Source organism: Methanolobus sp. WCC5 (assembly GCF_045690325.1).
Taxonomy (GTDB): domain Archaea; phylum Halobacteriota; class Methanosarcinia; order Methanosarcinales; family Methanosarcinaceae; genus Methanolobus.
On record NZ_CP146981.1, the window covers coordinates 2,752,726 to 2,778,647 of the forward strand.

25 protein-coding genes are annotated in these 25,922 nt (G+C 44.9%); 12 read left to right on the plus strand and 13 right to left on the minus strand.

Annotated elements, in window-relative coordinates; all coding sequences use genetic code 11:
• Positions 1-3: 3 nt before the first annotated feature.
• The 5 genes from V7O64_RS13315 to V7O64_RS13335 all read right to left on the minus strand — a co-directional run bounded on the left by V7O64_RS13315 (position 4) and on the right by V7O64_RS13335 (position 6,661).
• Positions 4-3,747 carry a methyl-accepting chemotaxis protein gene (locus V7O64_RS13315; protein ID WP_407355856.1) on the minus strand — a complete coding sequence of 1,248 codons (3,744 nt, stop codon included), beginning with the start codon at positions 3,745-3,747 and terminating at the stop codon, positions 4-6.
• Between the two features lie 292 nt (positions 3,748-4,039).
• Positions 4,040-4,528: a GyrI-like domain-containing protein gene (locus V7O64_RS13320; RefSeq protein ID WP_407355857.1), complete on the minus strand. Its 489-nt coding sequence runs from the start codon at positions 4,526-4,528 to the stop codon at positions 4,040-4,042.
• A gap of 286 nt (positions 4,529-4,814) precedes the next feature.
• A complete protein-coding gene (locus V7O64_RS13325) occupies positions 4,815-5,588 on the minus strand; it encodes an NYN domain-containing protein (protein WP_407355858.1) in 774 nt (257 codons plus the stop codon).
• Between the two features lie 182 nt (positions 5,589-5,770).
• Positions 5,771-6,112, minus strand: coding sequence for a hypothetical protein (locus V7O64_RS13330; RefSeq protein WP_407355859.1), 342 nt, complete (start codon positions 6,110-6,112; stop codon positions 5,771-5,773).
• A 321-nt stretch (positions 6,113-6,433) separates the two neighbouring features.
• A complete protein-coding gene (locus V7O64_RS13335) occupies positions 6,434-6,661 on the minus strand; it encodes a DUF1059 domain-containing protein (protein ID WP_407355860.1) in 228 nt (75 codons plus the stop codon).
• 198 nt (positions 6,662-6,859) lie between these two features.
• Between V7O64_RS13335 and V7O64_RS13340 the strand changes: the two genes are divergently transcribed.
• Positions 6,860-7,393, plus strand: coding sequence for a RimK/LysX family protein (locus V7O64_RS13340; RefSeq protein ID WP_407355861.1), 534 nt, complete (start codon positions 6,860-6,862; stop codon positions 7,391-7,393).
• Between the two features lie 284 nt (positions 7,394-7,677).
• Complete coding sequence (locus V7O64_RS13345; protein WP_407355862.1) at positions 7,678-9,087, plus strand: tetratricopeptide repeat protein; 1,410 nt, start codon at positions 7,678-7,680, stop codon at positions 9,085-9,087.
• Positions 9,088-9,100: 13 nt separating this feature from the next.
• Here V7O64_RS13345 and V7O64_RS13350 read toward each other — a convergent pair whose 3' ends face one another.
• Together V7O64_RS13350 and V7O64_RS13355 are read right to left on the minus strand one after the other, a co-directional pair.
• On the minus strand, positions 9,101-9,241 hold the full coding sequence (locus V7O64_RS13350) for a hypothetical protein (protein ID WP_407355863.1): 141 nt from the start codon (positions 9,239-9,241) through the stop codon (positions 9,101-9,103).
• Positions 9,234-10,469, minus strand: coding sequence for an SLC13 family permease (locus V7O64_RS13355; protein ID WP_407355864.1), 1,236 nt, complete (start codon positions 10,467-10,469; stop codon positions 9,234-9,236). The genes V7O64_RS13350 and V7O64_RS13355 overlap by 8 nt, the downstream gene beginning before the upstream one ends.
• A 162-nt stretch (positions 10,470-10,631) precedes the next feature.
• Between V7O64_RS13355 and V7O64_RS13360 the strand changes: the two genes are divergently transcribed.
• The 5 genes from V7O64_RS13360 (at position 10,632) to V7O64_RS13380 (ending at position 14,832) form a co-directional block, all read left to right on the plus strand.
• Complete coding sequence (locus V7O64_RS13360) at positions 10,632-11,363, plus strand: fumarylacetoacetate hydrolase family protein (protein WP_407355865.1); 732 nt, start codon at positions 10,632-10,634, stop codon at positions 11,361-11,363.
• Entirely contained in the window at positions 11,363-11,662 is a 300-nt protein-coding gene (locus V7O64_RS13365) for a hypothetical protein (protein ID WP_407355866.1), read from the plus strand. Before V7O64_RS13360 ends, V7O64_RS13365 begins: the two co-directional genes overlap by 1 nt.
• Positions 11,663-11,770: 108 nt before the next feature.
• Complete coding sequence (locus V7O64_RS13370) at positions 11,771-13,483, plus strand: glutamate--tRNA ligase (RefSeq protein WP_407355867.1); 1,713 nt, start codon at positions 11,771-11,773, stop codon at positions 13,481-13,483.
• Positions 13,484-13,559: 76 nt separating this feature from the next.
• Positions 13,560-14,522 (plus strand): YbgA family protein, encoded by a 963-nt coding sequence (locus V7O64_RS13375; RefSeq protein WP_407355868.1) that lies wholly within the window; start codon positions 13,560-13,562, stop codon positions 14,520-14,522.
• A gap of 67 nt (positions 14,523-14,589) precedes the next feature.
• Entirely contained in the window at positions 14,590-14,832 is a 243-nt protein-coding gene (locus V7O64_RS13380) for a hypothetical protein (RefSeq protein WP_407355869.1), read from the plus strand.
• A 115-nt stretch (positions 14,833-14,947) separates the two neighbouring features.
• Here the strand turns inward: V7O64_RS13380 and V7O64_RS13385 are convergent, their stop codons facing one another.
• Positions 14,948-15,538 carry a 30S ribosomal protein S3ae gene (locus V7O64_RS13385; protein ID WP_407355870.1) on the minus strand — a complete coding sequence of 197 codons (591 nt, stop codon included), beginning with the start codon at positions 15,536-15,538 and terminating at the stop codon, positions 14,948-14,950.
• Positions 15,539-15,838: 300 nt separating this feature from the next.
• On the opposite strand from V7O64_RS13385, the gene thiM reads away from it, so the two are divergent.
• The 3 genes from thiM (at position 15,839) to V7O64_RS13400 (ending at position 18,353) form a co-directional block, all read left to right on the plus strand.
• Entirely contained in the window at positions 15,839-16,624 is a 786-nt protein-coding gene (gene thiM / locus V7O64_RS13390) for a hydroxyethylthiazole kinase (RefSeq protein WP_407355871.1), read from the plus strand.
• A 6-nt stretch (positions 16,625-16,630) separates the two neighbouring features.
• Positions 16,631-17,287 carry a thiamine phosphate synthase gene (gene thiE, locus V7O64_RS13395; protein ID WP_407355872.1) on the plus strand — a complete coding sequence of 219 codons (657 nt, stop codon included), beginning with the start codon at positions 16,631-16,633 and terminating at the stop codon, positions 17,285-17,287.
• A 121-nt stretch (positions 17,288-17,408) separates the two neighbouring features.
• Entirely contained in the window at positions 17,409-18,353 is a 945-nt protein-coding gene (locus V7O64_RS13400; protein WP_407355873.1) for an NADP-dependent oxidoreductase, read from the plus strand.
• Between the two features lie 10 nt (positions 18,354-18,363).
• Here V7O64_RS13400 and V7O64_RS13405 read toward each other — a convergent pair whose 3' ends face one another.
• On the minus strand, positions 18,364-19,935 hold the full coding sequence (locus V7O64_RS13405; RefSeq protein ID WP_407355874.1) for a serine--tRNA ligase: 1,572 nt from the start codon (positions 19,933-19,935) through the stop codon (positions 18,364-18,366).
• Positions 19,936-20,152: 217 nt separating this feature from the next.
• On the opposite strand from V7O64_RS13405, the gene V7O64_RS13410 reads away from it, so the two are divergent.
• The gene (locus V7O64_RS13410; protein ID WP_407355875.1) at positions 20,153-21,082 is read left to right on the plus strand and encodes a ketopantoate reductase family protein; all 930 of its coding nucleotides are present in this window, start codon (positions 20,153-20,155) and stop codon (positions 21,080-21,082) included.
• A gap of 44 nt (positions 21,083-21,126) precedes the next feature.
• A complete protein-coding gene (locus V7O64_RS13415; RefSeq protein WP_407355876.1) occupies positions 21,127-21,696 on the plus strand; it encodes a uracil-DNA glycosylase in 570 nt (189 codons plus the stop codon).
• Between the two features lie 62 nt (positions 21,697-21,758).
• Here the strand turns inward: V7O64_RS13415 and V7O64_RS13420 are convergent, their stop codons facing one another.
• Genes V7O64_RS13420 through glmM form a run of 4 tightly spaced genes read right to left on the minus strand, consistent with a single transcriptional unit; the run spans position 21,759 to position 25,874 of the window.
• Positions 21,759-21,992 carry a KEOPS complex subunit Pcc1 gene (locus tag V7O64_RS13420; protein WP_407355877.1) on the minus strand — a complete coding sequence of 78 codons (234 nt, stop codon included), beginning with the start codon at positions 21,990-21,992 and terminating at the stop codon, positions 21,759-21,761.
• Positions 21,989-23,329 carry a DHHA1 domain-containing protein gene (locus V7O64_RS13425; protein WP_407355878.1) on the minus strand — a complete coding sequence of 447 codons (1,341 nt, stop codon included), beginning with the start codon at positions 23,327-23,329 and terminating at the stop codon, positions 21,989-21,991. The genes V7O64_RS13420 and V7O64_RS13425 overlap by 4 nt, the downstream gene beginning before the upstream one ends.
• A gap of 32 nt (positions 23,330-23,361) precedes the next feature.
• Positions 23,362-24,570: a bifunctional sugar-1-phosphate nucleotidylyltransferase/acetyltransferase gene (gene glmU / locus V7O64_RS13430; RefSeq protein ID WP_407355879.1), complete on the minus strand. Its 1,209-nt coding sequence runs from the start codon at positions 24,568-24,570 to the stop codon at positions 23,362-23,364.
• Positions 24,567-25,874 carry a phosphoglucosamine mutase gene (gene glmM / locus V7O64_RS13435; protein WP_407355880.1) on the minus strand — a complete coding sequence of 436 codons (1,308 nt, stop codon included), beginning with the start codon at positions 25,872-25,874 and terminating at the stop codon, positions 24,567-24,569. Before glmM ends, glmU begins: the two co-directional genes overlap by 4 nt.
• Between the last annotated feature and the right edge of the window lie 48 nt (positions 25,875-25,922).

Below are 25,922 nucleotides of genomic sequence, written 5' to 3' on the forward strand. Positions count from 1 at the left end.
TTCTCAAACAAGTGCATGCTCTTTCTTTTCAGTTATTGCGGCTTTCCCGGAGTTATTACCTTTTGAGCCGGAGGAAGTAGTATCCAGTATGAACTTATCTACCACCAGTTTCATTCCGGCTGCAAGGCTTGAAAGATTCTCTGCAGACCTTGAGAGTTCCTGCATCGTAGCACTCTGCTCCTGGACTGCAGCAGACGCCTGTTCTGTTCCTGCTGCAGACTGCTCGGAGATAGCACTGACCTCTTCGACAGAGGATGTCACCTCTTCGATGGATGCAGACTGCTCCTGTGATGCAGCTGCGATATCCTGGACCATGTTTGCGATGAGGTTGCCTGCTTGTACTACCTTCTCGACCACTTCTACAGCTTCATTAAGGGCTGATGCCCCGGTCTCAACCTCTGTAGAACCTTGCTGCATGGAAGTTACTGCATTGTGAGTGCCTTCCTGTATCTCGGCTATAAGTGTTGCTATTTGTTTTGCGGCATTGCCCGAATCCTCGGCAAGTTTTCTGACCTCATCTGCCACAACCGCAAATCCACGTCCATGTTCGCCTGCACGTGCAGCTTCAATAGCTGCATTGAGTGCAAGGAGGTTGGTCTGGTCTGCAATGCTTGTTATGAGGTTTACGATCTCGCCGATCTGTTTGGATTTGCCGTCAAGCTCCATAATGACGCCAGAGGATTCTGCGGATGCATGCTTAATCGCATCCATCTTGATAAGAAGGTCTTTTGCAATTATGCCAAGATTGTTGATAAGTTCATTTGAGTCCTTTGCGTTCTCTGCTGCCTTCTGTGAATTCGTTGCTACTTCCTGTACTGTAAGTGTCATATCGACCATGGCACGCGACACTTCCTCGGTCTTTGCCGCCTGGCTCTGTGCGCCTCTTGAGATCTCTGATACAGTGTCAGCTATCTGGTAGGAGGCAGAAGTCATCTGCTCTACAGAGGCTGACATTTCTTCGGAGGTCGATGCAACATTCCTTGAACTGTCATGCACCATGGAAACAACTTGATTCAATGATCTGCGGGTGTTCTCAATACCATCTGTCAGTATCCTGAACTCTCCAACACCTGTTACAGTCACTGCCTTGCTGAGATCATTGTTGGATATGGCATCCAGGACACCTGAAGAATCTGCAATGAGAGTCTGCAGGTTCTCTCCGAAATTGTCAAGAGAATCTGAGAAGACCTTGAAATCACCTTTTGTTGCAAAGTTGAACCTTGCATCAAGATTACCTTCGGAATATTCGTTGACAATGCGCATAGATTCATTCAGCGGGGTAACAAGAGCATCTATAGCAAGGTTGACTGTGTTTATGGCATCCCTGAAGCTTCCTTCATAGATGGAACCATCCGCCCTGTAGTCAAGGTTACCTGCCTCTGCAGCGTTACCAAGTTTTATGAACTCATCAACGATACCTTCTATATTGCTCATCATTGTGATGTAACATGGGATCAGTTCATCATTCTCCGAACGTTTACCTATCTTTTTCAAACCTTCAAGGTTACTCAGATCACCTACAGCTATCTTCTTGTTCACTGCCATCACAGTAAGCATCCTGTCGCGGATCCCATTTGTAGCAGATGCCACTTCGGCATAGATTCCCTTGTAATCACCTTCAACTCTTCTGGTGTGATCATTGTTCATCATCAATTGAAGGACCTCATTGCTCTCTACAAGGCCGTCAAGACCGTCGACACAATTATTGATATCATCCTTTATCTGGTTGAAATCTCCATTATAATCCGCAGTTATCTTCTCAGGGATCTCTCCTTTTGCTATCTGTTCAATATATCCTGCAGCCACATTCAGCGGGCCTATAAGTGCATCGAGGGTACAATTGACACCTTCTACCACCTTGCGGAAATCACCGTCATGCTTTGAAGCATCGGCACGTGTTTCAAGACGTCCTTCAACAGCTGCAGTTGCAAGCATATTTGCATCAGCTATCAGATTATGTATCGCTTCTTTTACTGAGGACAATGAAGCCGATATCCTCATAAAATTCTCATGCTGTTCTGAAGTGTATTCATTTGCCGGAGTCACACTCAGGTCAAGATCAAGATTTCCACTGGAAATGTGTTCCAGATTACCTATCAAACGCTCGATCTCTTTCTTTGTGTAAACAGCATTCTGTTTTGATGCTGAGACATCCTGGATGACCTCAATGTGTCCGATTGATTCTCCTGAGGCATTTTTTATGTATGAAGTATCTACCTGGAAGTTCTTATTCTCGCCAGGCTGTTTGAAATAGGAGGTTGGCTTTCCATTTCTGAGCATACAGACACCACATTTTTCCGTGCCACATATGTCAGCACCCCATTGCTGGCACTGTGAGCCTATCACATTTTCACGTTTCAGGCCTGTGAGGTCCTCCACTGCTTTGTTTACAAAGGTCCAGTTCAAGTCCATATCTGTAACGGATATCGGGAATGGTATACTGTCAAGTATTGAGTTGTACCAGTAGACCTTGGTAACTACAGTATCAAGTGTATTGTTCACTCCTTCTACCACTTTGCGGAAATCTCCGTTGTGCCTTGTCTCATCAGCACGCACGTCAAAATGTTCATGGACAGCTGCATCAGCAAGCATTTCCGAGTCCTCTATCAGCGCCTGCACAGCATCTATACATTGGTTGAGGTTATTCTTTATCTCATTGAAATCGCCGTTGTAGTCATCTGTTATCTTTTCAGGAACGTCACCTTTGGAAATACGGTCCACATATTCGGCAGTAATGTTCAGTGGATCGATAACAGCATCAAATGCACCATTTACAGTTGTTATTGCTTCATTGAACATACCCTGGAAACCGGATGCATTGGCCCTGTAATCCAGCTTTCCACTTTCTGCGGCTTTTCCCAGGCTGATGAACTCATCTGTCATTCCCTTTACATTTTCCATCATTGCTATAGTGTAGGGCAGAAGCTTGTCATTCTCAGAACGTTTTCCTACAGCCCTGTATTTTTCAAGGTCACTGAAATCTCCTTTTGTCATATATTCAAAGGTGCGCTGAATGTTCTGGAATCTCTTACGAACCTCGTTCACAGCATATGCATTATCTTTGAATATTCCTTCGTATTCCCCATCCACGCCGTTTTCAAAATCGTTGACAGCCAGTTTGAGTAATACATCTGTGCTCTCCTTCAGGGGCCTGGCGATAGAGTCAAGTGTATTGTTAAGGTTCTCGATAATTGTCCTGAAATCACCGCCATGGCGTGACGCATCGGCACGTACGTCTACCCTGCCCTCAGAACCTGCAGCAGCAAGCATCTCTGAATCAACTATCAGGGCATTGATCGCATCCACACAGATGTTAAGGTTATTCTTGAAATCGTTAAAACTGCCCTTGAATTCCTTTGTGATCTTTGGGGGAATATCACCATTGGAGATGCGGCTTACATATTTGGATGCTGCCATAAAAGGCTCGATGATCGAATCAAGCATCCTGTTTATACCTAGCACAAGTTCTCTGGAATCGCCTTCGAAATTTGCAGGATCTGCACGGATATCCAGACGTCCTTCAATTATGGAAATGATCATAAGATTAATCTGCTCTGATAGTTTTTCCTGCTCTTCTGCCTCATTTTTCCATTCAGTGGCCTTGTCAAGAAAAGCATTCAAGGCTTCCGCCATCTCTTTTTCGGCACCGTTTGTCTGGATGTTTAGCCTTGCATCCGTTTTCCCTTTCTCAACGGAGTTTAAAATATCTATTATTTCATTGTACAGTCTATTGTTTTTCCCTAGCATCTTTTCACCCTGCAGATTTAAATCAACTGATGAGTAAGTTTAACTTTTGCGCATATTGCCTTGTTAAATTACACCTGGCCGGGTTCAGTATAATTATAATTAGGCAGAATTAAAGATGCATCGATTATATAAAAATATATCATTAAAAAATATATAGTTTTTTTTATTAAAATATTTTATTCGCTCATTTAATTTATAAAAAATGTAAGGAGGAAGCCCCCGTATCTCCTATGAATACTTTCGGGACTCTTCTCCTGCCATAAGATCGTCTCTTGATATAATATATGTAGTTTCACTTAACAGGCATACATATATCGAGAATATGATGCTTCTGCGGATGTTCATCGGGGCTGTTCAAATAGATTTCATAACTTGCCCGGGACATGTCTATCTCAAGGTTATTTCCCATCAGCCACTCAACGATCTTTTCCCATGCAGGCCCATACTCTTCCGGTCCTGTCAGTTCTGCCTGCATAACCACATATTTTCCTCCCGGGAGCTTTTTCTTTTTTATTTCCCCTTCCGCTTCAACGTCATCACCAATGGTCATGCACACATCCAGTTTGAGCTCTTCAGGAGGTGTAACAGCCGGATCATCATAATAGGCAGACATCATAACCGTATCCGGTCCCATCAATTGCTTCGGACCCGCCCAGCCACAGAGTTTACCGAATAACTCTTCAAAGACCCCGGTGTTTCCCAGGTAGTTACCAACATATGAGACATATGCCACATTTCTTTCTTCTATCTCTTTGATCTCAGGTTCATTTAAAACATCCAATTTTACCACCTGTTTTTTTATTTTCACGATATCTTCTGTATTACGTCTATAAAAGCTAATAGGAAGTTAAGTGAAAGTATTTATCCCTGACCTGAAATAAGGACAGTCAAGGCCGATATTATCAAATGGGGAAAAGGAGAAATAATGTTCATATAGACAGTTTACAGAGAAAGTCGTTAAGATACCTGTACTTCTGTGATGTTGTGTGATTCTTGAAACATATAGCCTGCCAAATGTGCGTATCCTGATTGTGTCTTAGCTCCAGTGATTTAAGGAGAGGTGGTCTTTATTTCCTCCCCCTGCTCCTCTTATCCCTCACAAAAATAAGAACGCTCTTGCCGGCTCCACTCTGTGAGCGCTTATCTATATCAAAAAGGCCTGTTGCCTCAACCAGTTCTCCCAGTTTCTTGTAGCCGTAGTTTCTGGGGTCAAAATCAGGGCTGCGCTTGATGAGATTTCCGCCAACTTCGGCAAGGAAGGCCCAGCCTTCATCATCGGCAGAATCTTCAACTGCATTTCTCAGGTGGTTCACAAGTCTTGAATCACCTTTGAGCTCGTTCGTGCTCCACTTCTCATCCCTTGCTGCGGTAGTGACAGCTGAACCGGATATCTCTTCTTTTCTGAGGTTCTCGGTGTAGATGAACTTATCACAGGCCGAAATGAACGCCTGCGGCGTTTTCTTCTCGCCAAAACCATAGACCTTAAGGCCTGCTTCCCTTATCCTCTGGGACAGGCGCGTGAAATCACTGTCACTTGATACAATACAGAACCCATCGAGCTTTTCTGTGTAGAGCAGGTCCATGGCATCAATGATAAGTGAACTGTCCGTTGCATTCTTCCCGGTGGTATATGCAAACTGTTGTATTGGCTGTATGGAGTGCTCAAGCAGGGAATCTTTCCATGAACCAAGGTTTGGTTTAGTCCAGTCCCCATAGATCCTTCTCACACTTGCAACACCGTATATTGCTATCTCGTCCAGTAGACCTTCTATTATGGACGGCTGGGCGTTATCAGCATCTATCAGCACGGCCAGTTTATCCTGATTTGTGTTTTCTTCCATTTCTCCTCCATTTTGAAGCTTATTCAGATAATCCTTTTGTATAAGAACATCATCAGTTTAAATTTAAAACCAGTATCATTATCAAAGCCAGCGCTAAAAGCAAAGAAATAATCCTACATCTTTAGGAAGGATAATATACAAATATTTTAGTCAAATATTTTAGTAAAAGGAAAAGAAAGCAGTTACTTATCTGCTTTCCTCAGACTTTTCATTCTCTCAAGCTCAGCTTCAAGTTCCTCTATCTTTACCTCATCGATCCTGTCAGCAAGTTCTGCAAGCTCCTGGTCTGCCATCTTTATTGAACTGTGCAGTTTCTCGATTATATTCTTCTCCAGGTTCAATCTCTGTTTCTTTGTTTCACTGATAAGGTCCTCCACAAGTATCTTACCTTCTTCTTTGCTAAGTTTACCGGCTTCGACCTTCTCTTTGACAAATTCCCTTATTCTCTCTTCAGACAATGCAGCAAGTCCGGCACCAATCAGTGCGGCTGCTCCTAAAAGACCTATTTTTTTCATTTTGTCCATCTTAATACTCCCATTTATGTGTATGCCTTTATTTGTACATTAGATTTTCCAAATGTTGCGCTCCATTAATCTCTGCCAGGAACGGCAACTGGCCACAGCGTGCTTATCAGGATGCCATGCCCCACATAGACGTCCTTATTGATATAGAATTATTGGAAGTTCAACCTATATTAATGCAATGATAGAAAAATATCCTGCAACTCCCCGGTATTTACCAAAAAACGAATGATTCATTAGATGGGGATCAGCTACGGAATTCCGGTATTATGGGATATTAGCCTGATTACCTATACTACACAATAGCAGAACAATAAAGGAAATTCATGGCATCTGAAGATGCCCGCATCCACAACTTCTTCCAAGGAAAGTTGAGATTCTGTGTTTAAGAAGATGTATTTCGTGCTCGTTCATGCTCTCAAGGAGATCCTTATGTTCACTTTCGATATGTGCAAGCATATTCTGCTCAACCTCATCGATATCATTCCCAAGCGCTATGAAGTTACAATTGCTAATTCCGACATCACTGCATTTTACCATTCTCATTTTCATAAGGACTGCTCCTTTGATCCGAATGAAAAATAATGGATCTTGTAGAATATAAAGTTAGTTTTTTGAACCGGAAGGTTTACTATTATAAATCAGTGTTTTTATAAGCGTTAGTATTAATTCATATATATTCTGTGTATTCAATAAATAATCATTAAATTGTTACTCTATTTAAAGGAAAATGTCAATAGTAAGGTATGTATGAAGGTCAACGATCTAAAAGCAATCCTCAAATTCAGTGCCCGGGAAGAGGCCATATTTGGCAGGTTCGGCCTTCCCAGGGATGCATTTTATCCCCTGGTACTTTCACTGAAGGTTGGCGGTGCATGGAGCTATTCCACAGAGGACCTTAAGTCCATCTCGGTGATTAAGGTATTCACAAGCTATGACCAGAAGAGCAAAACAGGCCACACCATAGAAGAGGTATATCTGCTTCTGAATCCGGAGTACGTATCAAAGGAAGGCATGGTGTACCGGCTGGAAAAGTGTGGTGGCAGGGATGAGCGTTCCCTTGTAACAAGGCCATATTCGGTGACTATCAAGGCAGAGAGGATTATCGTAGCTGCAGTGAGCACTGAAAAGAAAAAGATATTCCTAAAAGAAGGGGCCGAAAGAACAATTTCATTTACAGGTCCTTCTGCATTTTATGCAGCTCATGAGATGGAGCATCTGGAACACATAGAGATAGAAGGGCTTCCGATGTGGGCTTTTGAGTATGAGGAAGTGAAAGGTTGATTGCTTTTTTGAATTAGGTCTATATGGACTTTAGATCATGCATATATTTATTAACAGTATGTGTAAATAATTTATATACTCTGAATACTGTATTCATACTTTCCGTTAAAAAGTTCTATCGAATGATTTTGATACCCCTCAATCATTTTTATATCCTTATATGTTCTTAAAACTAAACAGTAAAAATGTTCGTTCAATTCAGGCTAAGAGAAAATCAAAGGTCATTTCAGATCTTAGTGGGCCTGGAGTCTTGATAAAGACATTGATGAAGAAAAGGTGTAAACATGGGAATGTTAGATGACGTAAAATCAAAGAAAAAGCAGAAAGCTGCAGAGAACTGGATGAAAATGGGGGATTCTGCAAAAACAATTGAGAAACAGATAGAATACTATACAAAATCCCTTGATATCGATCCGTATAACGCGGAAGCATGGTTCAAGAAGGGAAAAGGTCTGGAAAAGCTGGGGCGTTTTGAGGAAGCAAAAAAGTCATTTGACCTTGCAGTAGAGATCGATCCCGATTACCAGGGACTGGTTGATAAGAAATATGAACCTTCTGTTCCTTCAGATCCACAAATAGAAGAAGAGTTTGATTTTGTGGTGGAACCATCCGTAGCTGTTGCGGCAGAAACAAATGACAGTGAAGAGCAATGGATCACAGAGGATCTGCAGTCAGTATCCGAAGAGATCCAAACACCACAGGAGGATGAGCTTAGGGAAGATGAACTTAGAAGTGCAGATGAATACTCTTTCAGGCCGCCTTCAGGAGATGAATCTGCATTCAGTACTATGTTTATCGGGGAAGACGATGACAATGGCACTCCTTCAACCCATAAAGAGGAAACAGAAGACGCAGAAGATGAAAATCTTTTCGGCAGCGGCCACAAGGCAGCACCTGTAGATAATGAGCCTGAGATCATTTCCGGTGGCAGTTATTCAGCCGGCAGGGAAGAAGTGAATGAAGAAGGAAATAAAGAAGAAAGTGAAGAAGAGAATGAAAGAAATCTCCCCGTTTCAAGTTCAGGATATGTTGAGGCTGAAAAGGAGACTCTGCCTGAAAGAGATATGAGTCCGGAAGAAGGATTCGTGTTCAAAAGAGAAGACGTTGCACTAGCAGCAGAAGAAAACGATGTTGCACTAGCAGAAGCAGAAGCAGCAGCAGCAGAAGAAGAAGAAGAAGTTGCGCTAGCAGCAGCAGAAGACGTTGCACCAGTAGAAGAAGCTATAGATGAACCAATGGATGAAACAATAGGGATTGATGACACTATACGCGAAACTGGTGAAAGTGGAACTGCAGAAAAAACCGATGGATATGTTGACGAAAAGCAAGAAACGGGGGATGAAAAAGAGGATGCCTTCTTCACTTCAGTACAGTCACCAGTTGCAAAAGCAGCCCCCTATTCCGCCGATGCTGATGAAAATGTGATAAGTGGCAGAAAGCCAGAGAGTGCGGCTCATGAAGCGATTTCTGAAGCGATTCCTGTAGCAGGGGAATCCTATCCTCTAGCTGCTAAACATAACAAGCAGGCTGCAGCTTATGATGCATCGTCAGGAACTATCGCAGCCCCAAGGTCAGTTGCAACTTCAGGAGTTGGGCCCGTGGACATCAGGATTCCATTGAGTGAAGCAATCAAATTCTGGGCAATAGGCATTGTTGCAATGCTTATAGTCCTGATAATTTCCTCTGTTCTTTAAAAGAAGGATGGGATTAAGAAGCAGTTGCATAATAGTGTTCATTGATAATGGCATCTGGAAGTTCTGATGTCATTTCAATGCCTTTTCCTTTTCCTTTTTCTTTCCCTTTTCTTTCCTTTCCTTTTAATGTTTTTGTAGAGGAACCTTTAAACAAGGAAAATCCAGTAAACCATCAGCTGTAAAACGGTAAGTGGAAGTCCTATCCTTGCAAACTCGAAAAAGCCCAGGGATACTTTGCCTTTACGCTCTGCGTTCTGTATGATTATCACATTACTTGCAGCTCCCAGTATGGAGAGATTACCTGCAATAGTGCTGCCTGCTGCCAGTGCCATCATCCCTGTGATCGTTACATCCGCATGCGAGAGCATAGGCATGTAAAGAGCTACAAGAGGCACATTAGATATGAACTGGCTGAGTATCACACTTATAGCCAGGATCATTGGGGTCATTGTAATGTTCAGGCCGGAATCATCTATAACCCTCTGGAAAAAGCCGCTGTTCCAGACACTTTCCATCAGTATGAACATTGCCACAAAGAAAATTAAGGTATGCCAGTCCAGGTTTTTGACCACTTCTTTTCTTCTTTTGCTCAGCAATAGTATTGGCATTGCTGATATAAGGGCTATGTATGTCAGTTCCATGTCATATTCAAGTCCTGATAATGCCATCATTATCTTTATGCAGACAAGAAGGACAACAAGACCCAGTGATAGCCTGGAAAGGGCTGCAAGCTTTTTATCAGTTACAGACGGTCTTGAATGATTAAGGGGACAGGAGGTGAAATGCTTTCTGAAGGATATCCTGAGAATAAAGTAAGCTATCATGAGGTTAATTGCAGTAGGCAGCAGGAGATATTTCATAAAGGTCAGGAATGGATAGTGTATGTCACTTCCAAGTGCTATCAACAGGTTCTGCGGGTTTCCGATGGGACTTATGACGCTTCCTGTTGTAACAGCAAAAGCAAGTGCCATTAAAAGGAGTTTTGGATCTATACTGTGCTCTTTTGCAAGCAGGAGCACAACCGGGGTTCCGATTATTGCCAGGGTGTCATTCATCAGGAATGCGGAGGCAAATCCCATCCCGAAAAGAATGTAGAGTATTACCGCATCTATTGAACGTGCATTCTTAAAAAAACGATATGAAAGGTGGGAAAGGTATCCGCTCATCTCCAGTGCCTGTCCTATGATGAACATTCCAAAAAGGAAGAGCATAACATCGATATTGATGCCAGCAATTGCATCTGTAATTGATATTTGGGCAGTGAGCAGTACTCCCAGTGCTCCCATACACATTATCTGCCATATATCCAGCCGGATATTTCCAACCTGCCTTATGGCTGTGAACAAGAATACAAGTGCTAGTATAACTACAGATATCATCATTCAAATCCCGGAATCTGATACTGTGCTTAAATAGTTATCTGCCTGTCTTTTTTGCTTAACTGTCCTGATGTTCTGTTTCATAGTTCAATATTTCCTCAATATTTCGTTTATATTTCTTCAACACTTATCCTTATCTAGAATGAAAGCAAAACAGTTCCAGCAATGTTTGGACGATTCAGATATAATGATGAAGTTTTCTACGGAGAACTGAAAGAAGATTCAGTGATCTCACAGGAGTCCACTTTCATGGAGTATGATCTTTCTGAGTTAGAATTACTTCCGCCGTCCTCTCCCTCAAAGATCGTATGTGTGGGTCTTAATTACCATGATCATGCAAAGGAACTCGGCCTGAATGTCCCCGAAGAGCCAATACTTTTTATCAAACCGCCATCTGCTTTAATAGGACAAAACGGGAAGATACTCTATCCCAGAAGTAGTAACAGGGTGGACTTTGAAGCAGAACTGGCTGTCATAATCGGAAAAAAATGTAAGAACATCGTTTATGACAGGGCTTATGATGTCATTGCCGGTTTTACATGTTTCAACGATGTTACTGCACGTGACCTGCAACAGAAGGATGGTCAGTGGACAAGGGCAAAGAGTTTCGATACCTTTGCGCCTCTTGGCCCCTTCATAACTCCTGCGGAGGATTTTAACCCGGAGGATGCAGCTATCAGAAGTCGTGTCAATGGTGAACTGAGGCAGGATTCCAATATCTCAAACCTGATATTTGATGTGCCTTACCTTATAGAGTTCATTTCAGGAGTAATGACCCTGGAAGTTGGTGATGTGATCGCAACAGGCACTCCTCCGGGAGTTGGTGAGCTTCATACGGGGGATGTCGTGGAGATAGAAATAGAAGGAATAGGAACTTTGATCAATGAGGTTGCATAATGCTGTTCGATCAGGTTAACAGGGAACTGGAACTGACCCAGCGCCATCTGGAAGTCTTAAAGGTGGTCATTGACCGCGGACCAATTGGCATACTCAAACTTGCTGATGAGACAGGCATGCCTACACACAAGGTACGCTATTCTTTGCGTGTACTTGAGCAGGAACAACTGATAAAGCCCTCATCCCATGGTGCGGTTGCGGGTGATGCGGTGGAAAGGTTCATTGCCGATTTTGAGAACAATGTTGCTGACATAATCAGCAGGTCAGAATCAATAAAAGATGTTGGAAAAACCTTCTGACCACATATCTTAAGTCAAGTTCCAATAATTCATGCTGCAATGCCTGTCATAAGGCTGCGGGCAATTCAATGATCCATTACGTATGTTTGTTCTTTTAGGAGACAAATTATGACCTTAACTGATGATGATAAAAAAACTATAGAGAAGTACGCACTCCAGAATGCCGTGAAATATGGCCAGGCGCCGCAGGTAGGTGCTGTTATGGGTCGTGTCATGGGAGAGTGCCCTCATCTTCGTTCCAAAGCCAGGGATATCACACCCATAATACAGGACATACTTACAGAAGTCTCAAGGGGAACTCCTGAGCAGTGGCAGGCCCATCTGCAGTCACTGGCTCCGGAACTGATAGAAGAGCTGAGCGTTAAAAAGGAACCTGACAAGGGTTTAAAAGCGCTGGACGTTGAGGAAGGGCAGCAGGTAGTAATGCGTTTTGCACCAAATCCCAATGGTCCTCCCACTCTTGGAAGTACTCGTGGTATAGTTGTTAATTCCGAGTATGTCAAAAAATACGGGGGCAAGTTCATCATACGCTTTGATGATACTGATCCGCAGACAAAGCGTCCCATGCTTGAAGCCTATGACTGGTATGTAGATGACTGCAAATGGCTGGGTGCAGACCCAGATGAGGTTGTCATTGCTTCGGACAGGATTCCGGTCTACTACGATCATGCACGCAAGCTTATAGAGATGGGACATGCTTACGTATGTTTCTGCGATGGAGAGGTGTTCAAGAAGCTTAAGGATGCAAAGCAGGCCTGCCCTCACAGGGATGTAAGTCCCGCAGAGAACCTGAAGCATTGGGATAGGATGCTTGCAGGTGAGTACGAGGAAAAGACTGCAGTTGTGCGTATCAAGACCGATATCACTCACAAAGATCCGGCACTGCGTGATTATGGTGCATTCAGGATAGTCATGACCCCCCATCCCCGCCCGGAGGTGGGGGACAGGTACTGTGTCTGGCCATTGCTTGACTTTGAGGGTGCCATCGAGGACCATGAACTTGGCATGACCCATATAATAAGGGGCAAGGATCTCATGGATAGCGAGAAGCGCCAGGGTTACATTTACAAATACTTTGGCTGGCAGTATCCAAAGACCACACACTGGGGTCGTGTGAAGATGCACGAGTTTGGTAAGTTCAGTACCAGTGGATTGCGCAAGGCCATAGAGGATGGTGAGTATTCAGGATGGGACGACCCCCGTCTTCCAACAATTCGTGCTATCCGCAGGCGTGGCATACGTCCGGAAGCCATCCGCAAGTTCATGATAGAGATGGGTGTGGGAGAGACTGACATTAGTATCAGTATGGATACCCTCTATGCAGAGAACCGCAAACTTGTGGACCCAATAGCAAACAGGTACTTCTTTGTTTGGGATCCTGTTGAGCTTGAGATTACCGGTGCAAAACCCTGCATGATCACTCCTGCACTTCATCCGACCGAGGACCGGGGATGCCGTGAGATAGAGGTCAGCGACAGGGTCTATCTCTGCAGGGAGGATGTGGAAAAGCTTGAACCGGGTTCTAGGATAAGGCTTAAGGATCTGTACAATGTGGAGGTCACTTCCATGGAACCCCTCCGGGCAAAGTATCTTGATGATTCCGTGGAATCGGTGAAAAAGGAAAAGATGAGGATAATCCACTGGGCTCCCATGGACGGAGTTGCTGTTAAGGTCCTCTCACCGGATGGTGAGTTTACCGGCATCGCCGAAAAACAGGTGACTACTGAACCGGACAATGTCGTGCAGTTTGAGAGATTTGGTTTCTGCAGGATAGATACTGTGACCGATGAGAAAGTGGTGGCCTACTATACTCATAAATGAGAAGGGAATCCCACGGGCTCCCTTCACTATTATATATGGTGTCTTAAAACGGTAGTATCTCAATAAGTGGTTTTGAATGTCAGGATTTGCGCGTCCAAAGATAGTGGTCAGTAAATGTCTTGGTTTTGCAGCCTGCCGTTATGACGGACAGATGTTGCCGGCCACTTTTGTCGAGGATCTGAAACCATTTGTTGATTTCATTGCTGTCTGTCCGGAATCAGAGATAGGTCTGGGTATTCCCAGAGACCCGGTCATTATTGTACTCAATAACAGAAAAAGACTCTTGCAGCCGGCCTCGGGACTTGATCTGACAGCCAGGATGGAAGGTTTTTCAAAGTCATATCTTGAAGAACTGGATGACTTTGATGCTTTCATCCTAAAATCGAAGTCTCCTTCATGCGGTGTCCGGACAACAAAAGTCTTCCATGATGCTGAAAGCACAGAATGTTTGCATGGGCATGAGAATGGTTTTTTTGCTGATGCTGTTCTGAGGGATTACCCAGACCTGCCGGTTATTGATGAGCAACAATTGAGCGATCCTTTACTCAGGGACCATTTCCTGACAAGGGTCTTTGCATTGGCTTCTTTCAGGCAATGCTCACTTTCCGGGAAGGTACGGACGCTGGAGCGGTTGATAGGATATCATACCAGGAACAAACTCCTATTCATGGCACTTGACAAGCATATAATGACTGCTATGGGGAATATTGTTGCCAACAGGGATGGTCTTCCGGTAGAGGAGATCTACGAAAAGTATCTTCCATATTTACTGAGGATACTGGACAAAAGGGCAGAACCCGGGTCAACTGTCAATGCGATGATGCATGCCTTCGGATTTTTTTCACGCAATCTAAGTGCCGGTGAAAAATTTGAATTCATGAGGAGGCTGCAGGAATATCGTGAAGATATGTCTGTCATATTTGAACTGAGACAATGGTTCATGTCCTGTGCACAGGAATTCAATGTGGATCATCTTTTGGACCAAACATTTTTCCATCCATATCCTCCTGAACTTTCAGGCAGTTTCCGGATAGTTTGATATGTTTTAAATCCATACTATAATGCAGATAATGTGCCAGCAGGGGTAACACAAAGGAGGCTAGTTCTTGGAAGATGAGGATATTGTATCTGGTGTCATCGATGAACCGGATGAAGATGAAACAGAGGAATTGATAGAAGTATGTCCTGTCTGTGGCAGCCCGGACCTATATTATGAGGCAGGAGGTATTGAAGGTCTTTATCATTGCAAAGATTGTGGCTACATTGGTGCTTTTGTCATTGAAGCGAACAGGAAGATGAGGCAATTGATACGTGATGAATACGAACGTAACCTGAGAGTTTCTGAGTGAACTTTTCTGCAGGAACTCCAAAAGTCCTGAACAGCAACGAATTCATAACTTGATCATCGTGATAAAAAGAGTAAAAAAGGTGGCCTGGCCACCCAAGTACTAAGTAGAAGCAGGTTCAGGCTTTTGCGGGGACAGCCTTTACTTCTGTCTTCCTGATCTCAACCCTTCTAAGCGGGTAGATGGATTTTGCGTTCCTGTAGATGTTTGCAGAAAGCTTGCCCATGATGGCCTCTTCGATAAACTGCTCAAAGTTAAGTTCTGCTGCACGTTCTTTGACAATAATGTTCATAACTTCCCTGATGCCTTTTATCTGGCTTGTCCTTGCCCTTTTGACAGTGAAGCAGATAGGTTTTACCCTGATAACATATCCGTCCTTTGTTGTAACATCCAGGTTTGCATCTATCCTTGAGGTCTGGCGCTTTACAATGGAGCGCAGGTAATCTGTGGTTATCTCGTGCCCAAGGAATCTTGTGTTTGCGATGTCACCGTTGACATCATTGATCTCGAGCCTGAGCTTTGTGTTATGCTTTGTGAAATCGTTAGCAATTTCGCCGACAGTGGTCTCCACAATACGACCGATGAGTTGCTCCGGCGTTTCCGCAGGTGTGACACCAATGTTTGTCCTGCTGATAAATTCCGGTGTTTCAACGTTGTACCATGTCTTTGACTTCCATTTGTCTAACTTTCTCTGCACTTTCCTTGCCAAGTAATTCCTCCGAATGATTGTGATTTGATGATATAGTGATATATGTGATTATTCAACGAGCTGTCATAATATGATTCTGAAATAAGGTATGCACTGATAAATTGGCTCTCTATAGTATGCATATCCATATATAAAGAAATCGGTTAAGGCCCGCCGTGAAACCATTGAGCGATTTGAAGTGTCATAAAGTATTTTATGTATAAATACCTCTCTAGCTCATTCACAATTGTAAATATACCTTCAGGAATATTTACGAACAGGTTGTTTACGCATAAATAAGGAATAAAAAGGAGATGTTCGATGAACCACCCACTCCAAAAAATAAGAGATACAAAACCACTGGTTCACCACATAACCAACTGGGTGACCATATATGATTGTGCGAATATGACAAGAGCAATGGGCGCTCTTCCTGTAATGGCTCATGCTCCACAGGAGTGTGCAGATATGACGAGTATCTCGTCTGCGCTTGTGCTGAATATCGGTACCCTTACAACCGAGCTTATCGATTGCATGATCATTTCTGCAGGCGCTGCAAATGATAAGGACATCCCTGTAGTACTTGATGCAGTAGGTGTAGGTGCCACAAAATTCAGGGATGATATGGCAGCAAATATACTTGGTTCTGTCCATGTGGACATAATCAAAGGTAACTACTCCGAGATCGCAAAACTGGCCGGTGAGAACGCCCAGACCAGAGGTGTGGAGGCAACATCTATAGATGCGGATCCTAAACAGATAGCAGCAGGATTTGCAAGATCCAGATCATGTGTCGTTGTTATGACGGGCAAAGAAGATATTATCAGTGATGGAAAAAGGACCTTTGTTGTCAGGAACGGCCATGAGCTGATGGGCTCCATAGTAGGTACCGGCTGCATGGCTGCATCTGTGATCGCTTCTTTTGCTGCAGTGAATCCTGATCACTGTGAAGCTGCAAAGGATGCGCTATGCTACTTTGGCATAGCAGGAGAGCTTGCGGCTTCAAGGTCTGAAGGTCCCGGAACATTCAAGATGTATTTCTACGACGAGGTATCCGCTCTTTCAGATGAGAAGGCGCAGTCAATGATGAATGTTGAAGAGTGCTGAGTTGAAATGGAACATAAAAGATCATTGCTCAGGCATATAGACTTCTATCTTGTGACAGATTCGAAGCTATCCAGAAAAGGAACCCTGTCGGATGTGGAGAATGCACTTGCTGCAGGATGCCGGATCATACAGTACAGGGAGAAGAATATGAGTACAAGGGATATGATCCATGAAGCAGCGAAGATAAAGGAACTGTGCGGTAACGAGGCAATATTCCTTGTCAACGATCGTGTTGATGTAGCCCTTGCAATAGATGCGGACGGTGTCCACATTGGCCAGGATGACATGCCCATTGGTGTTGCACGCAAGCTCCTTGGTCCTGAAAAGATTATCGGGCTTACAGTCCATGATCTCAGTGAGGCTCTTGAAGCCCAGCGAAACGGTGCTGATTATGTAGGTCTCAGTCCCATATTTGACACATCCACCAAAAAGGATGCAGGAAAAGGCATTGGCCCGGAAAGGATAAGGGAAGTGAAGGATTCCCTGAACATTCCCATAGTAGCGATTGGAGGGATCAATAAGGAAAACTGCGTGAGCGTGGTCCGGGGAGGTGCTGACAGCCTGGTTGCCATCTCGGCCATAGTCTGCAGCGATGATGTGAAAAGAGAAACAAAGGATTTCATCGACCTCCTCCGCAAGACAAAGCAAGACATGGGGAAATGAGGACAGGAAAGTCTTCGGGGGAACTTGTCGTCATCTTCCTTTAACAGTTAGTCTTTTCTGTGTAAACAACCATGCGTAATATTAGTTGAATATGTTTCTAGGTTTAGCAGGAGGAGTGAATATGAAAGCCGCCCAGATAAATGAGTACGGAACAGATGTTGTTATGATAAACAACAATGCAGGGATGCCTGAGATCTCTCCCGGAAAGATCCTTGTGAAGGTCCATGCAGCAGGTGTGAATCCTTTTGACTGGAAGATACGTGAAGGATACGTGAACCAGACCCGGAAATTCAGTTTTCCTATCACGATTGGCGGAGATTTCGCAGGGACTGTTGTTGAGACCGGTGAAGGCGTAGTGCAATATCAAAAAGGTGATTCCGTGTATGGCAGCGGCCTCTTCCTCTCCGGGGGTTCGGGGACTTTTGCGCAGTTCGTATCCACCGGTGAGAACCTGTTAGCCATGAAGCCGGAAAAGGCAAGCTATCAAGAAGCTGCTGCATTGCCTCTTGTGGGTGTGAGTGCATTGGATGTCCTTTCCAAGAAAATGAAATTGCAGAAAGGACAGAAGATACTCATACACGGCGGTTCCGGCGGTATCGGCTCAATGGCAATCCAGATAGCAAAACACATGGGTGCCTATGTAGCGACCACTGCCAGGAGAGACAGGGCTTTGTATCTGGAAGACCTCGGGGCTGATGAGGTAATCGACTACAAGGGCGAGATATTTGAAGAGAAGCTACAAGAGTATGATGCAGTCTTTGACACGGTGGGCACGGAAACTTACAGGAGATCGTTCCAGGTACTCAGGAAAGGAGGAATTATCGTTTCAATGCTTGAACAGCCGGATAAGGAACTGATGGACAGGTATCAGGTTAATTCACTGGCCCAATCAACAAGGATCACCAGTGACAGCCTCCGGGAGCTGTCCCGGCTCTTTGACAATGGAGTGATCAGGGTCAGTATCGACAGGGTGTTCCCTCTGGATGAGGCAGCACAGGCTCTGGAATACCAGCGCAATGGAACTGTGAATGGGAAAGTCGTGATAGCATTATTACAGGAAGGGTAAAAAAGAAGGATCAGAGGAACCTGATACCTTCCGGGATCTCTCCTGCTCTTTTCCTGAACTCTTCCGGCCAGTTCGCAGGGTCTAGTCCTTTCTGTGCAAAGAAGGCGGAGGCCCATCTCTCAAGCCCGACACCTGAGCATCCGGACCACAGTTCCTCACCGGACTGGCATTTGACATTGAATCCGGATGGATACTTGTTTCCATTCACACTGACATTCTGGAATTCCAGCCATTCGGCATCTTCACCACGGTAAGGCAGGAATGCTTCATAGTCAGTTGTACCGGCCTCAGTCTGCTTGGCAACTCCGGTAAGACCTTCCTGTGCCATGAACCATGGGGTAACCCATGCTTTTCTCCATTCCAGGTCTAGTATCTCATTGAAGATATGCATGTACCTGTCGTGCAGTTCATTGGCAGCTTTGATGACCTGTTCCTTTGTGCCTACCCAGACTATCTCTATCCTGTGGAACTCGTCCACTCTTTCCATACCGTGGATACCGCCACTCTCATATCTGTGTGATGTACCGGACCTGTCAAAGACCTTTACAGGAAACTCATCGGTGGGTATCGTTTCGCCCTGCAGGTATGTCCAGAAGGGAGGACACTGCGCATAACACATTCCACCGATGGGGTCGCCTATCTTTTCCTTGATAAGGGAAGTGGGCACTTCCAGTGTTACTTTGTAATGGTCGATTACCTCTTCCCAGAATTCCGGGTCCCTGGTCTTTGGGGGGCATACATAATATATCTCCGGATAAACACCCTTTGCATGCCCGGATTTCTGCCACACTTCCCATGGTACGAGTTTTGGGAAGATCATTTCCCTGTATCCCAGAGGTCCAAGCAGCTCTTCAAGCACTATTCTCTCAAATGTCCTGAACATCTTTGTGGACTGGGGGCCATGTATCCACTGTCCCCTGCTGGCACCTCTCTTGAGCCAGCCTGCTTCCATCATGGCTTTGGTGGGATCTTCTGTAAACTTATGCTCCTTTTTCCCGCTCTGCCAGAGCACGTTCCAGTGCTCGGTCTTCCCGCCATAGGAATGCTGCTCTATCTTATCTTCCATCAGGGACAGTATCCTGTCAGGCACACGGTTTGACATGGCCGATTCATCAACATCAAGGACGAGTTTCAGAATACCTTGAGCATAGCTCATTTCTGCAACGTAAGGGATCTTCATTGGTGGAAGTTCTTTTTCAGAAGGAACTTCTATTGTGTATGAACCGACCTCAACTCCACGGATACCTATCTTAAATTCCTGACCGAGCTTTCCTGCAAGAGGTTTTCTCATACGCAGCAGAGCATCATGGACACGTACATGCCTCCCGGACTCAATGATCAGTTTTATCCTGTCACCTTCAACACTCCATGCTGTGACCTTTGCACCCTGCCCCTCAGGAGCACCTTTGGTAAGAATGGTTTTGTTTGCTTCTTCAATGTATGCGCCTACAATCTCAGTTGCCTTGCTGGCATCAGCACTTGTCTTAAGTGAACACTCCAGCCTGAATTTGAACTCAATTGCAATTCCTGCACCCTCCGGTTTCTCTGCCGGACAGCATTCATCTCTTTTCTTTGCTTCCATGGATTTCCATTCCTGTGTATTATCATGATGTGTGGTAATAAAGCAGCTATAACTGTTTTTTGTGGCTTTTTGTGAAGATCACTTGCAATTTCCAGCTCTCTGGTTACTTTATGCATGATGTATCTTTTGCTAATTAAGAGCTTCTCTTAATTGGTTATTCTCCAAGAGTTATTCTTTTAACGGAAAAAAGCATCTAAAGCAAAAAAAGAGGTGCTCTATGAAAATCCTGATATTAGGTGCAGGTGCAGTGGGTCTGACACTTGCTGCTAAATTATCTTCTGTTTGTGATGTACATGCCGTCTGCCGCCAGAGGCACGCTGACAGGATAAACTCTGAAGGTTTTAAGATGACAGGCATCTGGGGTGAGGCAAGCTGTAAATTCAGCTGTTCTGAAGATGCCCCGGAAGATGATTACGATTATATTCTCATTTCTTCAAAGTCCACTGCAACCGAATCAATATGCGGGCAGTTTGCAGATATCATTAAAGGCAGGGAAGTCGTCAGTATGCAAAACGGCATTGGAAATGAGGAAATCATTGCAAAGTATACTGATAAGGTAATAGGTGGCACTATAATAACCGGATTTGAATGGACAGGTGATGCACAGATACATGTTTCAGTGGAAACCGGACCTATGAACCTTGGAAGATTCCCTTCCGGGCTCGATGAAAGTGTTCTCAGGCTTGTTGAACTGATAAAAAGTGCAGGAATCAGGGTTAGCGGAACAGAGAACATTATGAGTTCGGTCTGGTCCAAGGTCCTTTACAATTCCGCACTCAATCCCCTTGGTGCTGTGATGGGTGTTTCCTATGGGAAACTTGCGAATTCACATGCATGGAGTATCATTGAGAATATTGTGAAAGAAGCTTTCATGGTCACTGAAGCAGAAACAGTTGTGCTTCCCTGGAAAGCAGCAGATGAGTATCTTGCTTTCCTGCATGATTTCCAGCTGCCCAACACAGCAGATCATCATTCCTCCATGTACCAGGACATCTCATCCGGCAGGAAGACCGAGATCGATTTCCTTAACGGAGCAATAGTATCAAGGGCAAAGGAACTGGGAATCGATGCACCATACAACACATTCATTTCAGAGCAGATACGCTTCATGGAAGCATTGCAGGCAGAAAAACAGAAACATGAATAAGGATAAAAAACAAAATTCGAAACTAAGATTGGAACAGTGATCATATGGCAGTCAGGTCAGTAAGTGAACTTGTGGAACAGGGTTTTGAAGCTGTTGAAAAGGAAATACTTGAGTGCACAGACTGTCAGCTTCATGAAACTGTAAGCAACAAGGTGATCAGCAAAGGTTCCAAAAGTCCCGGGGTTGTTTTTGTAGGCGAGGCACCCGGCAAGAACGAAGATGAAACAGGTGTCCCTTTCTGTGGCAGGGCAGGCAGGAACCTCGATAGCATGATAGAGTACATGGGGCTTTCAGGTGATGACTATGCCGTTATAAATACTATCAAGTGCCGCCCCCCTAAAAACCGCAATCCCCTGAAAAGTGAGATCAGGGCATGTAAACCATTTCTTGAAGCACAGATAGAACTGCTTGGTCCTAAGGTAATCATCCTGCTTGGAAACACTGCAGAAAAGGCATTTTGTAATGGTGAAAAACTGGAGTGGGGAGTTCCAAAAACAGTGGAAGGAAAATACACCCTCCTTAAGATCTATCACCCGGCTGCTCTTATATACCAGCGCTCAAGGATCGAGGAACAGAATGCACTGATCGATAATAACAGGCATTTATGGGAATAGATCCATCTATATTACTTACAAAAAAATTACTTACAAAAAAGCATCAAAAATAGGGGCCATTTTTATTCTTCAAGGTCCCTGGCTATCTCTTCTGCTATCTTTGCGTTCATAAGGAGGTCATCCACCGTAGCTATCAGTGAACCGATGCGCTCCGTTGAGATGTGGATGGATACAGCATCTTCTGTGATCTCAGTATGCATGTTTGTCAGGTTATCAGGAGCCAGGGAATTTGCAATTCTCTTTGCAACCTGCATGGCACCTTCATCCTTAAATTCGATAGTTGTAGTAATTTTCATTCAGCCTTCTCCTGTTTTGGGAGTTGTTCAGCGACTATCTCATCGACTTTGGCAATGAACTCTTCTGCAGTTCCAGGGGGTATCGAGGCACCGGATGCAACATTGTGTCCACCGCCCTCACCACCCACCTGTTTTGCAGCCTCCCGGAGTGCAAATGAAAGGTCAAGTCCCTTTTCCACAAGTGCACGGGTGCCCCTTGCAGAAACCTTCACCAGTTCATCCACCTGGTTCACGGCAACGAATGGCATTTCAGGGTCAACATACCTGACAAAGGTGCTGGCTATCATTCCGGTGGATTCCATGTCCTCTCCTATCAGGTAACCGATGCTTTTTCCTTTTTTGACCATATCCATACCTTTTTTGATATTCTCAACAATGGATATCTGGTGGGAAACTGCCATATCCCTTGCCTCTTCCAGATGTGTCTTGTCCCTCATGCAGATGGAAAGTCCCATACCTCCTTTCTCGGCCTTGCCACAGGTGTTCAGTATTGCAACAAGGTCATAGACATTAGGGACCAGTTCCTTATTCAGGATGTATACATCACCGATAGCTGCTTCAATGGCCTCTGGGCTTGCATTTTTTGCTAGTTTCAGGGCAACTGCTGATGTGAGTTTCTTTGTCTGGTCAGTGTCAAGGTCTTCAATATTGCCATGCAGCCCCAGGATGTCCAGGAAACTATCTATCTTCTCCCGGTCACCGGTGATATCAAGGTATGGTTCGGGTGTGTACTCTAACACTCTTGCAAGGTCTCCATCACCTATACGTAGTCCCTTTTTTACTGATATGACCCCGGCGTTGACTGCTTCTTCCAGTATATGGCCATTGATTGTACTGAAAAGCTGTTTATCACCTACAGCACCTGCTATGGCAAGCCCTGCCAGGTCGATGTTCTCTGGCTCCATTTCCATTGCCACAAGGAAGGTGGTCCCGGAGCCGGATACATGCATTGCACCGTCTATGCCCACAAGATGAGGATTCACAAGCACCCGGGCAGGTGTATCACCAACCGGGACATGGTGGTCGAGCACGATTATTTCCTGTTCTATATCTGAAATTACCTCTGACTGTCCGCTGCCCATATCACAGAACAGGACCAGATCATTGTCTGAGGCACTTGATTTTACCATCTCGACAACAGATGTATCCAGCCTGGGCACAATGCTTGTATGAAAACGGATGCCTTTTCTCATGAGTGCCTGGCAGATTATCCCTGCAGATGTAAGGCCATCTGCATCGTTATGTGATATGATACGTACATATTCGTGCTTTTCAATGATGTCTGCTGCCTCTCTTGCCAGGCTTTTAAGTTTTTGCATCTCAATATTCAGGTTCATCCAAGTCTCCGGGTCAATGTTGGTAATGTGTTTTAATTGGTTTTTCCTCTGTGCATCACAACTTCACCAGGCATGGTCGAACTTCCCGGTTCCATCATAGTACCGATATTGATGCTGGTATTGATGCCGGTGTGGACCTCATCGCCCATAATGACTCCAAGCTTTCTCCTTCCGGTATCCACCAGTTCTCCTTTCACCATTGTTCTTATGTTCCGGTTATCGTGCCGGAGGTTGGCTACCTTTGTCCCGGCGCCAAAATTACAGGCAGTACCAATGACACTGTCACCAAGGTATGAAAGGTGACCGATTTTAGTTCCATCCATGATTATGCTGTTCTTGACCTCAACGGCATTCCCTATGTGAACGTTGTTGCCAATGGCGGTTGAAGCCCGGATGAAGCAGTTTGGGCCTATATCGCAGTCATCACCTATGATGACAGGTCCGATTATATAGGCACCGTTGCGGACAATGCTGTTCCTGCCAACCGTTACAGTCCCGTGCAGGGTGGCATAAGGTTCAATGATACCTTCGCGGGTGTTATCTATATTATCAAGCAGAACCTTGTTAGCGTCCAGCATGTCCCAGGGCCTTCCGATGTCTATCCATTCAGTTGCCAGTATCTCATGACCAACCCTGCACCCATCATCGATCATCATTTGCAGGGAGTCTGTGATCTCAAATTCCCCTCTTTTTGATCTTTCGGTCCTTTCGATATAGCCAAAAACGACCTCGTCAAAAAGATAGATGCCGGCATTTGCAAGGTTTGTGGGCGGATCCTTGGGTTTTTCTATGATCCTGATGACATTGTCCCCCCTGGTCTCAATTACGCCGAAATGGGATGGTTCTTCCACTTCCTTCACACTGATGACAGCATCCTCTGTTCTGGACATGAGGTTCCTGATGTGTTGTTTGCTCACAAGCATGTCCCCGTTGAGCACAATAAAGTGCCCTTCAACATACCCTTTTGCACAGGCTATTGCATTTGCGGTCCCAAGCTGTTCTTCCTGGCGTACATATTCAATACTGATCCCAAAGGCGCTTCCATCATTGAAATAATTCCTTATGGCATCTTCCCTGTAACCCGTTACTATGAGGAACTCACAGATCCCTGCATCAATGGCAGCTTTAATGGTGTGTTCGATCATGGGTTTGTTAGCTATGGGAAGCATCACTTTGGGCTTTGACGAAGTAAGCGGTCTCATCCGTGTGCCTTCGCCGGCAGCGAGTATTACTGCTTTCATTGGAGGCACTCCTTAACGATATCCTCTATCCTGGCATGAAGCACTTCAACATTCCTTCTGGCCTGTGCAGTTATTCTTATCTTCGCTTCGGTTCCAGAGGGTCTGACAAGTACCCAGCCATCTTCCATATCGACCCTGATGCCATCGATACTGGATACCTTGCCCATGCTCTGAAGTTTTGTTCTGATATTTTCCATTACCCTTTGCTTTGCTGCATTCTCACAGGCAATTGTGCTCCTTAGAGTGGGATATTCAGGCAGTTCTTCCCTGAGAGCAGCCAGTCTCTTTTCGCCGACCACATCCACAAGTAAGGCTGCAGCATAGATTCCATCCGGGCAATAGGATATGCGGGGGAATATCCAGCTTCCGGACGGCTCACCGCCAAAATCCGCTTTCTGCTTTTTCATTTCCTCTGCCACATATACGTCACCGACCCTTGTGTGGATAACATTGGAACCGGGAAGTGCATCATCCACCATCATTGAGGTGTCAACAGGAACAACTACCATGGGACTGCATTTTTCTTTACATTCATAGCGTGCAAAGATGGCAAGCATTTCGTCCCCTGAAAGGAAGACGCCATTCTCATCCACAGCCATCATCCTGTCGGCATCGCCGTCATGGGCGATACCGATATCAGCTTCAAATTCCTTTACGGCCTTTTTCAGCATCCAGAGATTTGCATCGTTTGGCTCGGGGTTGCGTGCCGGAAAGTATCCGTCAAGCTGGGAGTTGAGCGTGATGACCTCGCATCCCATTTCCCTTAAGAGGTATGGGGTAATGGTTCCGCCTGCACCTCCTCCACAGTCCACAACAACCCTCACAGGTGCACCTCTGGCGTAGCTGCGTATCATATCAATGTGGTCGCGTACTGCATTCTCATATGATGAGACCTTTCCCACCATGTCCCATGGTGCATATACGAAATCCTCTTTTTCGATTATGGACTCTATCTCTTCCTGCTGTGCAGAATCAAATGCCATCCCATCTGGATTCCACAGCTTGATCCCTACATACTCGGCAGGATTGTGTGATGCGGTTATCATTACACCGCAATCATAGTTACGGGCAGCATATGCAAGTGTTGGTGTAGTTACAAGACCCACCCGGACAACATCGCACCCGGCAGACATCAGTCCTGAAATCACGGCCAGCTCTATCATTTCCCCGGCCACCCGGGGATCCCTTCCAATGACAGCAGTCTTTTTAGATTTTCCAAGGGCCATGCCCACTTTCAGGGCAAGGTCCACGGTTATTTCGATATTTGCAAGACCGCGGATGCCTGATGAACCAAATAATCTCATTCAATATCCTCTCATAGAAAAATCATACACTATAAACCATACATCATA